The sequence below is a fragment of the Oxalicibacterium sp. genome, from assembly GCF_035565035.1.
GTDB lineage: Bacteria > Pseudomonadota > Gammaproteobacteria > Burkholderiales > Burkholderiaceae_D > Oxalicibacterium.
This window is the reverse complement of record NZ_DATMTD010000063.1, coordinates 1-13,694: the sequence shown is the minus strand read 5'-3', so window position 1 is coordinate 13,694 and position 13,694 is coordinate 1. Positions and strand designations below refer to the sequence as shown.

The following is a 13,694-nucleotide window of genomic DNA, read 5'->3' as shown; positions in this document are numbered from 1 at the left end:
ATCGGGAACCGCAATCCGTCAGACGCTCAACGGAGCGAACTGGCGTGTATCGACATGCGCCTTTTCCGACTCGTGCCACGGATCTGCCTGGCCTTCGAGCGAGAACAGCAGGCGTTCGTACAGCGCCTTGCGGTTTTCCGCATCCTCGATGACCTGCTTCTTCGCATGTTCGAGACCGACACGTGCAAGGTAATGCACGGTTCGTTCCAGGTACCAGCCTTCTTCGCGATACAACTGCAGGAAGGCGCCGGTGTATTCCAGCACTTCTTCGTGCGTCTTCACCTTGACGAAGAATTCCGCGACCTCGGTCTTGATGCCGCCGTTACCGCCGACGTACAGTTCCCAGCCGGAATCGACGCCGATGATGCCGACGTCCTTGATGCCGGATTCCGCACAGTTACGCGGGCAACCGGACACTGCCAGTTTGGTTTTGTGCGGCGTGTACATCAACGCGAGTTGACGTTCCAGCTCCTGTCCCATGCGGGTCGAATCCTGCGTACCGAAACGGCACCATTCGGAACCGACACACGTCTTCACCGTACGCAAACCCTTCGCGTAACCGAGACCGGCAGGCATGCCAAGGTCGTGCCAGACTTCGCGCAGGTCTTCTTTTTTCACGCCGAGCAAATCGATGCGCTGACCGCCGGTGACTTTCACCGTTGGAATCTTGAACTTGTCGACCACGTCGGCGATGCGGCGCAATTCGCTCGAATTGGTCTCGCCGCCCCACATGCGCGGGATCACCGAGAACGTACCGTCCTTTTGAATGTTGGCGTGTGCGCGCTCGTTGATGAAACGCGATTGCGGATCGTCGATCGCCTCCTTCGGCCAGGTCGAAATCAGGTAATAGTTGATCGCAGGACGGCAGCTCGAACAACCGTTTGGTGTGCGCCATTCCATCGCCTTCATCGCGTCTGCCACGGTCAGCAGTTTTTGCGCCTTGATGGCGTCGCGCATCTCCTGATGCGTGTGATCGGTACAACCGCACATCGGCTTGACCTTGGTCGCGGTCGAATAATCGCCACCAGCAGTCGCCATGATGATCTGTTCGACCAGACCGGTACACGAGCCGCACGATGCTGATGCCTTTGTATGCTTGCGTACATCCTCGATCGTGAACAGGCCTTTTTCCTTGATCGCCTTGACGATGGTGCCTTTGCACACGCCGTTGCAACCGCAGACTTCGGCGGTGTCCGGCATCGCAGCGGCCTTGTTGAAACCTTCATGACCGGTGTCGCCCGGACGTGTCATGTTGGCTTCGCCGAACATCAATGCGTCGCGGATTTCACTGACGTCCTTGCCTTCGCGCAGCATGTTGAAGTACCAGCTGCCATCGACGGTGTCGCCATACAGGCAGGCGCCGACCAGCTTGTTGTCTCTCAGGACAAGCTTCTTGTAGACGCCGCCGATCGGATCGGACAGCATGATTTCTTCCGTGCCTTCGCCACCGAGAAAATCGCCGGCCGAGAACAGATCGATGCCGGTCACTTTCAATTTGGTCGACGTGACCGAGCCCTGATAGCGGCCGATGCCGTAGTTGGCGAGATGGTTCGCGCAGACTTTCGCCATTTCGAACAGCGGTGCGACCAGACCGTAGGCGGTGCCGCGATGATTGACGCATTCGCCGACCGCATAGACGCGCGGATCAAAGGTTTGCATCGTGTCGTTGACGACGATGCCGCGATTGCAGTGAATGCCGGTTTCTTCGGCCAGTTGCGTGTTCGGTCGAATGCCGACGGCCATCACGACCAGTTGCGCCGGGATCTCGCTGCCGTCGGTAAACTTCAATGCTTTTACACGACCATTTTCATCGCCCACCAATTCCTTCGAGTTCTTGCCGAGCAGGAAGGACAGGCCGCGATCTTCCAGAGACTTCTGCAACATCTTGCCGGCGGTGTGATCGAGCTGGCGTTCCATCAGCGTTTCCGGCAGGTGCACGACGGTGACGTCCATGCCGCGCAATTTCAGGCCGTTGGCCGCCTCGAGGCCGAGCAAACCGCCACCGATGACGACGGCATGCTTGTATTTGGTTGCCGCTTCGATCATCGCGTTGGTGTCATAAATGTCGCGATAGCCGATCACGCCTTGCAACTCCTTGCCCGGAATCGGCAGCATGAACGGATTGGAACCGGTCGCCAGCAACAGGCGGTCGTATTCAGCCGTCGTGCCGTCTTCGGCAATGACCAGACGCTTGACGCGATCGATCTTCGTGATCTTCTTGCCAAGATGCAGCGTGATGCCGTTCTCTGCATACCAGTCGACATCGTTCAGCATGATGTCCTTGATCGTCTGTTCGCCGGCCAGTACCGGCGACAGCAAGATGCGGTTGTAATTGGCGTACGGTTCGGCACCGAACACCGTGATGTCATATAGATCAGGAGCGATCTTGCGCAGCTCTTCCAGCGTACGCACGCCCGCCATACCGTTACCGACCATGACCAGTTTCATTTTTTTCATCGCTGCATCCCACAGAATTGTTGTTCGCGAATCTAAATAAGCAAAACAGATGCCAGTTTTAAAATCGTGCGTTTTCCGCGTGTCCTATTGCGCCAACGACGCGTTGCACCAATTAAATCGGCAATTCGCACTCAACAAGTGCAGCCACCACAGAAGTTGGTGCGCCGCCTTCCTCCTCGCGCAACAGGATCGCTCCCCGCCGTCGTGCACGACTCAGGTAATGCCCCATATTTGAAAGTGGCATAGCGCTTGCATATTTGAGTCCAACTCATTCAACCCTGCGAGCTCTCATGCAAAAAACATCATTCTGGAAAGCCGGTCACACACCGACCCTGCTTTCCTCCTTCTTCTACTTCGATCTGAGTTTCATGGTGTGGGTCATCCTCGGGCCGCTCGCGGTGCAGATCGCCAACGACATCGGACTGACGCCTGCGCAAAAAGGATTGATCGTCGCGACGCCGCTGCTCGCCGGCGCGCTGCTACGCATCGTGATGGGCGTGCTGGTCGATCACCTGCAACCGAAAAAGGCCGGATTGATCGGGCAGCTGGTTGTGATGGCCGGACTGGTCTGGGCCTGGCTGGGCGATCTGCACAACTACCATGCGATCCTGGCGCTGGGCGTGATCCTCGGGGTGGCCGGCGCTGCGTTCGCCGTCGCATTGCCGCTGGCATCGCGCTGGTATCCGCCGGAACATCAAGGCATGGCCCTCGGCATCGCTGGCGCGGGCAATTCCGGCACGGCGCTGGCTGCCTTGTTTGCCCCGACATTGGCGATCATGTTCGGCTGGCAAAACGTGTTCGGCCTGTGCCTGATTCCGCTCGGCGTCGCGCTGCTTGTCTATATGGTGTTCGCCAAGGATGCGCCATCCGCACCGCCGCCGAAATCGCTGGTCGCCTATCTGCAGGTATTGAAGGATCGCGACGCGTGGTGGTTCATGTTCTTCTACAGCGTCACGTTCGGCGGCTTCTCCGGACTGGCATCGTCGCTGACCATTTACTTCAATGGTCAATACGGATTGTCGCCGGTCACGGCCGGCTACTTCACCGCTGCCTGCGTATTCGCCGGATCGATGGTGCGCCCGTTCGGCGGACGGCTGGCCGATCGCATCGGCGGTATCAAGACGCTGTCGATGATGTACATGCTCGCGGCAACGTTCCTGCTGATTGCCAGCTTCGGCCTGCAATCGCCTGCAATGGCGGTCGTCATCTTCGTTGCGGCGATGCTGTCGCTCGGCGTCGGCAACGGCGCGGTATTCCAGTTGGTGCCGCAGCGCTTCCGCAAGGAAATCGGCGTCATGACCGGTCTGGTCGGCATGGCCGGCGGCATCGGCGGCTTCTATCTGGCGTCCAGCCTCGGTTATTCGAAACAGCTGACAGGAAGTTACCAGGGCGGCCTGATCGTGTTCGCCGCATTGGCGATCGTCGCCTTGCTCGGCTTGTCGACGGTGAAAAACCGCTGGCGCACCACATGGGGCAGTGCTGCAATGACGAATGCGAAAATCTGATGCAACCGTCATCCACGCGTTCATTCGGCAATAAAACAGGCATGCCATGTCACTGAAAATCTCGGCAGGCCACGCCACGCGCGCCGGTCAGCGTCCGGTCAATGAGGATTTCGTCGGCATGGCGTTGCCGGACGAACCCGAACTGTCAGGCAAGGGAATCATCGCGGCGATTGCCGACGGCGTGTCCGGCAACGACGGCGGACGCGAAGCATCCGAATACACGGTACGCGGCCTGCTGTCCGATTACTACGCGACGTCTGATACGTGGCCGGTGACGCAATCGCTGGACCGTGTGCTGAAGGCGATCAACACATGGGTGCAGCATCAGGGCTCGATCCGCGCCGAACTGGCCGGCATGGCAACAACACTGACGACGATCGTGTTGCGCGGCCGCTTCTATTATTTCGCGCATGCCGGCGATTCACGTCTCTACCTGTTACGCGACAGCAAGCTGACACGGCTGACCACCGATCACGTATGGGACCGCCCGGAAATGCAGCATGTCCTGACGCGCGCGATCGGACTCGACTCGCGCCTCGCAGTCGATCACGGCATGGGCGAGCTGCATGAAGGCGACGTCTTTCTGCTCGCGACGGATGGCGTATGGGCCGCCATTTCCGAATACGATCTGACGGCACATCTGGCCGACTTTGCGGCAGGCAAATCCAATGCAGAGGAAACCGCCAACGCGCTGCTCGACGCCGCACTCGCAGCCGATTCGCACGACAACATCAGTGCACTCGCGATTCACGTACAGGCCTTGCCGGAAACGAACCTGCGCGATGCGCTGTCCGGTTCGCAGCAATTGCCGGTGCCGCCGAAACTGAAGGTCGGCCAGACCATCGACGGTTACACGATCGAGGAACAGATCCACGCATCGACCACCACGCTGCTGTATCGCGTATCCGAACCACCGCACGGCAGCAATCCGCCGCGCAAGCTTGTCCTGAAAACCCTGCACCCCGATCGCGCCAACGACGAACACGAACGTTCGGCCTTCGCGCATGAAGAATGGCTGACGAAACGTGTGGTCGCACGCTTCTTCCCGCAAGTCATCACGCCGGAACAGAAAAGCTATCTGTACTACCTGACGACCTGGCATGACGGCAGCACATTGCAGCAACATCTGGATGTCGGCGAACACTTCACGATTCCCGACGTCATCGCGCACGGCACGAAACTGGTCCGTGCCATCGGCGCACTGCATCGACGCAGCATCATCCACCGCGACATCAAGCCCGGCAATATTCATCTCGGCAGCGACGGCGAATTGCGCATTCTCGATCTGGGCGTGGCGCAGTCCGGACTGGAAGCGGAAGACGAAGTGCGTGCACCGCGCGCCGGCACGCCCTCCTTTCTCGCGCCCGAGCAATTTGACAATGCGCCACCGTCGCGCCAGACCGACCTGTATGCAACCGGCGTCACGCTGTACCAGTTGTTGACGCGCCATTTCCCGTACGGGGAAATAGAGCCATTCCAGACACCGCGTTTTGGCGAGCCGGTCACGCCAAGCCGTTACCGCCCAGACGTGCCATTGTGGCTGGAAAATGTCTTGCTGAAAGCCGTCGCGCGCGGTCCGGCCGACCGGTTCGAAACGGCGGAAGAATTCCTGCTGGCGCTGGAACGCGGGGCGACACGACCACTGGCTGCGCCGGCAGCAAAGCCGCTGGCGACGCGCAATCCGCTGTCGCTATGGCGCGCGGTTGCCGCGATTTCCATCGTGATCAATCTGTTGCTGCTTTACCTGCTGATCTTGCGATAACACGCTGCAAAATAAAAAAAGCCGCATTCTGCAATGCGGCGTTTTTCCGTTCTTATTTTCGTGACCAGCATCCTCAAGCAGCTTCCTTCGCCGCCGGATGCGACTGACGGTGATACAGGAATTCCAGCACTGCGGTACGGTATGCCGAATACTTCGGATCCTGCGCCAGCGCAACGCGTTCACGCGGACGCGGCAGATCTACTTCCAGAATTTCGCCGATCGTTGCCGATGGTCCGTTGGTCAGCATCACGATGCGATCCGACAGCAACACAGCTTCGTCGACATCGTGCGTGACCATCACGACCGTCGAACCGGTTGCTGCGACGATCTTCAGCAACTCGTCCTGCAAGTGTGCGCGCGTCAATGCATCGAGCGCGCCGAACGGTTCATCCATCAACAATACTTTCGGCTCCATCGACAAGGCACGCGCAATGCCGACACGCTGTTTCATGCCGCCGGAAATTTCGTTCGGCCGTTTCTGTTCCGCATGCGTCAGGCCGACCAGCGCGAGTGCCGCTTTTGTGCGTTCCTTGAGTTTGGCTTTGCCTTCTACCTTGCCGAAAACGCGTTCGACTGCCAGATACACGTTCTCGTAGCAGGTCAACCAAGGCAACAGCGAATGATTCTGGAACACGACCGCGCGTTCCGGCGACGGTCCGGCGATCTCGCGATTGGCACACAACAGCATGCCGCCGGTGGCGTGCGTCAATCCTGCGATCAGGTTGAGCAACGTCGACTTGCCGCAACCGGAATGACCGATCAGCGTGATGAACTCGCCTTTGCCGACCGTCAGGTTGATATCGGTCAGTGCGTTGAAGACGCCCTTCTTCGTGAAGAAGGACATTTCGGCGTCCTGGATTTCAATGAACTTGTTCCTGATGATATCCATGATGGTTTCCTTTTCCGTTATCCGAATCAGCTCTTTACGTCTTCATAGGTGAATGCTTTCGCCAGTCCGACCAGAATCTGCTCCAGCACCAGACCGACCACACCGATGACGACAATCGCGATGATGATGTGCGCGACGTTCAGGTTGTTCCATTCATCCCAGACCCAGAAGCCGATGCCCACACCGCCGGTCAGCATTTCCGCCGCGACAATCACCAGCCACGCCGTACCGATCGCCAGTCGCACGCCAGTCAGCATGTACGGCAATACCGAGGGGAACAGAATCTTCGTGATGATCTTCCACTCCGACAGGTTCAGTACGCGCGCCACGTTCATGTAATCCTGCGGCACGCGCTGCACGCCGATCGCGGTGTTGATGATCATCGGCCAGATCGAGCAGATGAAGATTGCCCAGATCGCAGCCGGGTCGGCCGCCTTGAATACCAGCAGGCCGATCGGCAGCCACGCCAGTGGCGATACCGGTTTCAGCAGGCTGATGATCGGATTGAACATGCCGGACAAAAACTTGAAACGGCCGATCATGAAGCCCAGCGGAATGCCGACGATCGCCGCCATGCCGAAGCCGATGCCGACACGCTTCAACGACGCGTAAATATTCCAGCCGATGCCCTGGTCGTTCGGGCCGTTGCTGTAGAACGGATCGGCGAACAGCTCCATTGCCGCTTTCAGCGTGACGAGTGGCGATGGAATGCCGCTGTTCTTGATCGACACGATCTCCCACATCAGGCAGAGAAACAGCACGCCGAACACCGGTGGCAGCACCAGCAGCGTTGTCGAACGCAACCATAAACCGTTGCCCTTGCTGCGTTCTTTTTCGACGGCCGCTTTCGGTGCTGCTACGGCCGGTGCTGCAACGACGGTCGCCGTAGCGGCCGGCTTGCCCGCCATCGGTGCTGCCGATTCGTTGATGGACTCCATGATTGCGCTCATACAACCTCCTTATGCCCTGACCTTGAACGATGCTGCATACGCCTTTGGATTCTTGCCGTCCCACACCGAACCATCGATCAGCTTCGATGTGCGCATGACGTCCTTCGGCACCGGTACTTTCGCCATTGCTGCGGCTTCCTTGTACAGATCGATGCGGTTGACCGACTTGGCGACGGCCAGATAATCGGGATCGTCTTTCATCAATCCCCAGCGCTTGTGCTGCGTCATGAACCACATGCCGTCCGACAGATACGGGAAGTTGACCGCACCATCGTTGTAGAACTTCATGTAGTTCGGATCGTCCCAGGTCTTGCCCATGCCGTCGGAGTAACGACCCAGAATGCGCTGGTTGATGACATCGACCGACGTGTTGACATACGACTTGGCCGCAATCGTTTCCGCCATCTTGTTCTTGTTCGACAGCGATGCATCGATCCAGCGGCTGGCTTCCAGAACGGCGGCCATCATCGCGCGTGCGGTGTTCGGATTCTTCGCGACCCACTCCGAAGTGGTGCCAAGTACTTTTTCCGGATGGTCCTTCCAGATTTCCTGCGTGGTCGCTGCGGTAACGCCGATGCCGTCGACAATCGCACGGTGATTCCACGGTTCGCCAACGCAGAAACCATCCATGTTGCCGACACGCATATTCGCCACCATTTGCGGCGGCGGTACGGTAATCACCTTGGCGTCCTTCATCGGATTGATACCGTAGGTCGCGAGCCAGTAATACAGCCACATCGCATGCGTGCCGGTCGGGAAGGTTTGCGCGAAGGTGTATTCGCGCTTCTCCATTTGCATCAGCTTCGCCAGCCCCTGACCGTTGACGGCGCCAGCATCCGCCAGCTTTTTCGACAGCGTGATTGCCTGACCGTTGTTGTTCAGGCTCATCAACACCGCCATGTCTTTCTTCGCGCCGCCAATGCCGTTGTTGACGCCGTAGATCAGACCGTACAGCACATGTGCCGCGTCCAGTTCGCCATTGACGAGCTTGTCGCGCACACCAGCCCACGACGATTCCTTGCTTGGCGTGATCTTGATGCCGTACTTCTTGTCGAAGCCCAGCACCGAAGCCATCACGACCGATGCACAATCGGTCAGCGGAATGAACCCGACCTTGACCTCTTCCTTCTCCGGTTTGTCGGAGCCTGCCGCCCAGACGCCGCGTGTTGCCAGTCCGCCAAAGGCGGTGGCGACGGCAGCTGCCTTGATGATCGTGCGCCGCTTGTTATCAATGTCCTTGTCAACATGCGTGTCAGTTTTCTTGCCAATGTTTCCGTCATTCGTCGTCATGGTTTTCCCCGATATCGTTTGCAAAAGAGATAAAAAAAAGCGCCCGCGTCGTCTTGAGCGAATCTGCTCAAGCGATGCGGACGCCTTTGTCCGGAATGTCCCGGCCATCGTTGGCCGAAGCATCATGTATTTAGTTGCACCGTCATTAGTGCATTCCATATGCAGCAATGACCGTGCCAGCTTTTTTTCTTTTCGGTTTGCGCGGTGTCAGCCTCTACTGACGTCAGCGCACAGCGAATGTGCTCTATTTATGTGCGGTTCAAGGCACCACACGCAACCATGCAACAAAATGATGCGCCGCAAATGCAGCAACTCCCGTCAAGTCCCTTCTCTATAAGCATCAGCCCAGCAGATCCGCAATGTCGATAATCCGTTGCGCCAGCTCGGACAACTTCAGGTTCTTGTCCATCGCCATGCTGCGCAACTTGCCGTACGCCTCCTCTTCCGAAATCTTGTGGCGCTCCATCAGCAAACCCTTTGCGCGCTCGACGGTCTTGCGTTCGGCCAGCTTCAATTTGGTATCCGACAATTCATTGCGCAACTTCTGATCGACATTGAAACGCGCCAGCGCAACGTCCAGCACCGGCTTCACGCGTTCGGACGACAGGCCGGCGACGATGTACGCCGATACGCCTGCAGCCATTGCCGCTTCCATGCTGGAACGCGCCTGATCCTCGGTAAACAGGACGATCGGGCGTGGCGCTTCACGCGTTGCCATCACGACATGTTCCAGCACATCGCGCGCGTCGGATTCGGCGTCGATGATGATCATGTCCGGCTGCAACTGCGCCACGCGGTCGGGCAAGTGCATATCGGCCGGAAATACCGCGACGATGTTGTAGCCCGCTTCCAGCAACCCGATGCGCAATGCGCGTGCACGCTCATCCTGCTCGAGCGCCAATGCATCGACCTCACCGTCATCCATCGACAGCAGCGTGTTGACGATGACAATGCGCAAGGATTGAACGGCGGAGCGCATTGCAGGACGCGTAACAGAACGTTCGCCGGACGGCATCTTGCCAGGCGTTTCAGGCCGCAAATCGGTTTTATCGGAACGTGTCATTGCAATTCTGCCGAACGGTTCGGCAATGGATTGAAGGGGAATACGCTACAATCCACGCAAGAATCGCACCAACATCCCCGTTCCCAATTTCCCATGCTCGTTCTCGGTATCGAATCCTCCTGCGACGAAACAGGCCTTGCGTTGTATGACACGCAACATGGCCTGCGTGCGCACGCGCTGTACTCCCAGGTCAAGATGCACGAGGAATACGGCGGCGTGGTGCCCGAACTGGCGTCGCGCGACCATATTCGCCGCGCCATTCCGCTGCTGGAACAGGTGTTCGCCGAAAGCGGCGCTGCGCGCGATGACATCGATGCGATTGCGTATACCCAGGGTCCGGGTCTGGCCGGCGCGCTGCTGGTCGGCGCATCGGTCGCCTGCGGCCTCGGCTTGGCACTGGATAAACCGGTGCTTGGCGTGCACCATCTTGAAGGCCATCTGCTGTCGCCGCTGCTGGCAAGCGAACCGCCGGAGTTCCCGTTCGTGGCGTTGCTGGTTTCCGGCGGCCACACGCAATTGATGCGCGTCGATGGCGTCGGCCAGTACACGATGCTGGGCGAAACACTGGACGATGCTGCGGGCGAAGCCTTCGACAAATCGGCCAAGCTGCTCGGCCTCGGTTATCCGGGCGGCCCGGCCATTTCGCGCATGGCGGAATTCGGCGATCCGACCGTCTACACATTGCCGCGTCCGATGCTGCATTCGGGCAATCTGAATTTCAGTTTTTCAGGATTGAAGACGGCGGTGCTGACCGTCGTGAAGAATCAACTGACCAACATCTGCGAACAGGACAAGGCGAATGTCGCGCGTTCCTTCGTCGATGCGATCGTCGATGTGCTGACCGCAAAATGCGTAAACGCGTTGAAGCAGACCGGATTGAAACGACTGGTGATCGCCGGCGGCGTCGGCGCCAACCGGCAGTTGCGCGAATCGCTGAACGCGGCCGCGGCAAAAAGAAAATTCAAGGTGTTTTATCCGGAACTGGAATTCTGCACCGACAACGGCGCGATGATCGCCTTCGCCGGCGCGATGCGCCTGCAGATCAATCCGGATGCGGCAAAAAAGGATTACGCCTTCAACGTCAAACCACGCTGGCCGCTGGACAGCATCAGCGTCATCTAGCGCAACGCCACAAATCCCGTTTTAAAAACGCGGACTATCGTCCGCAAGCCAGTCGACCACCACACGACTTGCCGCCGCAATCGTGTCGCTGCGCGGCTCGGCATTCTTCGCGTTGCGCGTCGTGTAGATCGCAACGATGACCGGCGCACGACCGACCGGCCACACCACCCCGACATCGTTGGCCGTACCGTAATCGCCGGTACCGGTCTTGTCACCGATCTTCCAGTCGGACGGAATCCCGGCCTTGATGCGCGTCGCGCCGGTCGTATTGCCGAGCAACCAGTCGCACAGTTGTGCGCGCTGCGCCGGTTGCAAGGCATCGCCCAACGCCAGACGGTTGAGACTGTTGCCCATCGCTTGCGGTGTCGTGGTGTCGCGCAGATCGCCGGGGATGGCGCTGTTGAGTTCCGTTTCCCAACGATCGAGACGAAAAACATCGTCACCGATCGAACGTGCAAATGCCGTCAACGCGTCAGTGCCACCCAGATTCGCGATCAACAGATTGGCCGCCGTGTTGTCGCTGTATTGCAGCGCGGCTGCGCACAGTTCGGCAATCGTCATGCCTGCGTCGACATGCTTCTCCGTAATCGGGGAATACGTCACGAGATCTTTTTTTGTGTAAGCGATGCGCTGTTGCAGCAAACCCGGCATCTGCACACTCTTCGCCAGAATCGCCGATGCAGCAATCAACTTGAACGTACTGCAGAAAGCGAAACGTTCGTCCGCACGATAGGCGAGCTGCCCGCCAGTCGCCGTGTCGAGAGCGAACACACCCAGGCGTCCGCCCAAGTCCTTCTCGATTGCCTCCAGTTGCTTGCGTGCAGACATGGCGCTCAACCTTTCAGTTGCCCAGGACATGCGGCCTGAAGAAAGAAACAATGCCGTTGTTGCAGCGATCAGCGAGCGTCGCTTCAGAGAAGTAGTCATCGGTAGCATCTCCTCATGTTCTGCTGGGCGATCGGCTTTCTTTTTTCGCACGGCAGAAAGATCAGGCACGTCCGCGTCATGCGAACGACGTATGGTTTATTTTTTCTTGCTGCCGAGACGGCTTTCCTTGCCTGCCAGCAGATTGCCGATGTTCTTGCTGTGGCGGAAAATCAGCAGCGCACTCATCGCCAGTACGGCCAGCAGAATCGCATCGGTGCCGAACATCAGGCAGTAATAGAACGGCGCGAATACCGCAGCAATCAGTGCAGCCAGCGACGAGTAACGGAACGCGTATGCAATGACGACCCACGTGATCAACGTCGCCAAACCGAGCCACCAGTGAATCGCCAGCAGCACACCCAGCGCAGTCGCCACGCCCTTGCCGCCAATGAAGCGGAAGAACACCGGCCACAGATGACCGAGAAACACCGCGATCGCCACCAATGCAATGCCGGTGTCATCGATGCCGTACCGCGGCCCGAAATATTTTGCCAGCAGCACCGCCGCTACACCTTTCAGGCAATCGCCAAGCAGCGTCAGGATCGCCGCCTTTTTGCTGCCGCTGCGCAGCACATTGGTCGCGCCCGGATTTTTCGAACCATAGCTGCGCGGATCGGCAAGACCCAGGACCTTGCTGACAATGACCGCGAACGAGATCGAACCGATCAGATACGCCACAACGACAAACAACACTGTATTCATGTTCACCTTCTCAAATGGCCGCCATCGCGGCCGATACGGCACACACTATAAAGCACCGCACCTTAATATTTCGTTATCTGTTTGCATGCTATTCCACCAGCGCGCACTGCACCGGCTTCGCACCCAGTTCGCCGGACAGCACAGTCGGCGCAATCCCGATCAGATAGCCGCGGCGACCGCCATTGATATAGATGCGCTCCAGCGCCAGGATGCTCTCTTCCACATACACCGGCATCGCCTTGCGCGTACCGAACGGCGACGTCCCGCCGATCAAAAAACCGGAATGACGATTCGCCACCTCCGGTTTGCACGGCTCCACCGACTTGCAACCAATCTGCCGCGCCAGATTCTTCGTCGACACCTTGCAGTCGCCATGCATTAACACCACCAGCGGCTGCGCCTTCTCGTCCTGCATGATCAATGTTTTGACGACAGCGTGTTCATCGACACCGAGTTCACGCGACGATACTGATGTGCCGCCGTGGTCTTCGTAATCGTAAGGGTGGTCGGTGAAGGCGATGCCGTGCTTGCGCAGCCATTGTGTGGCGGGGGTTTCTGAGACGTGGTCTTTCTTTGCCATGTTGCTTTGGGGGCGGTGAAAAAGGTGGACATTATGCCGGAAGACGAGAATGAAACGGCCCTCCAAAATTGGCTTAGGTCTTGGCAACAATCAATTGTTACTTTTTGTCAATCTCCCATGTTCATGGGAGATGTTGTTAATGACAAGCACACTAAAATGCCGGCAAACACCCGAATCCATTAGGTAATTAATTGAGTAAATCTGGAAAAGCACACCAAGCATGGATGCACAAGATCCTCGTCTTCTTAAAATCTGGCAGCAAAAAGGCATACCGGTTATCTATCGGCAGAGCCGGCCGAATCCAGTCTTAGTACGCATTCCATATTCCTCGAATAATTTTGCATGGATCCGTGGAGAGAAACGTCATAAACCTGAATGGAATTTAAATTACAAATGCTGGGAAACTCCAGTCGCATGGTTCGACGATTTAATTGAAAGAACACTTCG

12 protein-coding genes and 1 pseudogene are annotated in these 13,694 nt (G+C 57.9%); 4 read left to right on the top strand and 9 right to left on the bottom strand.

Annotation, left to right across the window (positions count from 1 at the left end):
- Nucleotides 1–18: 18 nt before the first annotated feature.
- Together nirB and VN114_RS05785 are read right to left on the bottom strand one after the other, a co-directional pair.
- The gene (nirB, locus tag VN114_RS05790; RefSeq protein WP_144102498.1) at nucleotides 19–2,457 is read right to left on the bottom strand and encodes a nitrite reductase large subunit NirB; all 2,439 of its coding nucleotides are present in this window, start codon (nucleotides 2,455–2,457) and stop codon (nucleotides 19–21) included.
- Nucleotides 2,458–2,569: 112 nt separating this feature from the next.
- A complete protein-coding gene (locus VN114_RS05785; RefSeq protein WP_325512902.1) occupies nucleotides 2,570–2,701 on the bottom strand; it encodes a hypothetical protein in 132 nt (43 codons plus the stop codon).
- A 46-nt stretch (nucleotides 2,702–2,747) separates the two neighbouring features.
- Between VN114_RS05785 and VN114_RS05780 the strand changes: the two genes are divergently transcribed.
- On the top strand, nucleotides 2,748–3,962 hold the full coding sequence (locus VN114_RS05780) for a nitrate/nitrite transporter (RefSeq protein WP_144102499.1): 1,215 nt from the start codon (nucleotides 2,748–2,750) through the stop codon (nucleotides 3,960–3,962).
- A 46-nt stretch (nucleotides 3,963–4,008) separates the two neighbouring features.
- Nucleotides 4,009–5,724 (top strand): bifunctional protein-serine/threonine kinase/phosphatase, encoded by a 1,716-nt coding sequence (locus VN114_RS05775; protein WP_325512900.1) that lies wholly within the window; start codon nucleotides 4,009–4,011, stop codon nucleotides 5,722–5,724.
- A 73-nt stretch (nucleotides 5,725–5,797) separates the two neighbouring features.
- Here the strand turns inward: VN114_RS05775 and VN114_RS05770 are convergent, their stop codons facing one another.
- The 4 genes from VN114_RS05770 to VN114_RS05755 form a co-directional block, all read right to left on the bottom strand.
- The gene (locus tag VN114_RS05770; protein ID WP_325512898.1) at nucleotides 5,798–6,613 is read right to left on the bottom strand and encodes an ABC transporter ATP-binding protein; all 816 of its coding nucleotides are present in this window, start codon (nucleotides 6,611–6,613) and stop codon (nucleotides 5,798–5,800) included.
- A gap of 26 nt (nucleotides 6,614–6,639) precedes the next feature.
- Nucleotides 6,640–7,563, bottom strand: a complete 924-nt coding sequence (ntrB, locus tag VN114_RS05765) for a nitrate ABC transporter permease (RefSeq protein ID WP_144102502.1) — start codon at nucleotides 7,561–7,563, stop codon at nucleotides 6,640–6,642.
- 9 nt (nucleotides 7,564–7,572) lie between these two features.
- The gene (locus VN114_RS05760) at nucleotides 7,573–8,853 is read right to left on the bottom strand and encodes a CmpA/NrtA family ABC transporter substrate-binding protein (protein ID WP_325512895.1); all 1,281 of its coding nucleotides are present in this window, start codon (nucleotides 8,851–8,853) and stop codon (nucleotides 7,573–7,575) included.
- Nucleotides 8,854–9,193: 340 nt separating this feature from the next.
- Nucleotides 9,194–9,832: an ANTAR domain-containing response regulator gene (locus VN114_RS05755; protein ID WP_325512929.1), complete on the bottom strand. Its 639-nt coding sequence runs from the start codon at nucleotides 9,830–9,832 to the stop codon at nucleotides 9,194–9,196.
- Nucleotides 9,833–10,009: 177 nt separating this feature from the next.
- On the opposite strand from VN114_RS05755, the gene tsaD reads away from it, so the two are divergent.
- Nucleotides 10,010–11,038, top strand: coding sequence for a tRNA (adenosine(37)-N6)-threonylcarbamoyltransferase complex transferase subunit TsaD (gene tsaD, locus VN114_RS05750; RefSeq protein WP_325512893.1), 1,029 nt, complete (start codon nucleotides 10,010–10,012; stop codon nucleotides 11,036–11,038).
- A 21-nt stretch (nucleotides 11,039–11,059) separates the two neighbouring features.
- On the opposite strand, the gene bla is transcribed toward tsaD, so the two are convergent.
- The 3 genes from bla to VN114_RS05735 all read right to left on the bottom strand — a co-directional run bounded on the left by bla (nucleotide 11,060) and on the right by VN114_RS05735 (nucleotide 13,247).
- On the bottom strand, nucleotides 11,060–11,965 hold the full coding sequence (gene bla, locus VN114_RS05745) for a class A beta-lactamase (protein ID WP_325512891.1): 906 nt from the start codon (nucleotides 11,963–11,965) through the stop codon (nucleotides 11,060–11,062).
- Between the two features lie 96 nt (nucleotides 11,966–12,061).
- A complete protein-coding gene (gene plsY / locus VN114_RS05740; protein ID WP_325512889.1) occupies nucleotides 12,062–12,667 on the bottom strand; it encodes a glycerol-3-phosphate 1-O-acyltransferase PlsY in 606 nt (201 codons plus the stop codon).
- 88 nt (nucleotides 12,668–12,755) lie between these two features.
- Nucleotides 12,756–13,247, bottom strand: a complete 492-nt coding sequence (locus VN114_RS05735; RefSeq protein ID WP_325512887.1) for an aminoacyl-tRNA deacylase — start codon at nucleotides 13,245–13,247, stop codon at nucleotides 12,756–12,758.
- Between the two features lie 220 nt (nucleotides 13,248–13,467).
- Between VN114_RS05735 and VN114_RS05730 the strand changes: the two are divergent.
- Nucleotides 13,468–13,694: pseudogene (locus tag VN114_RS05730) on the top strand (hypothetical protein); the annotation flags it as partial.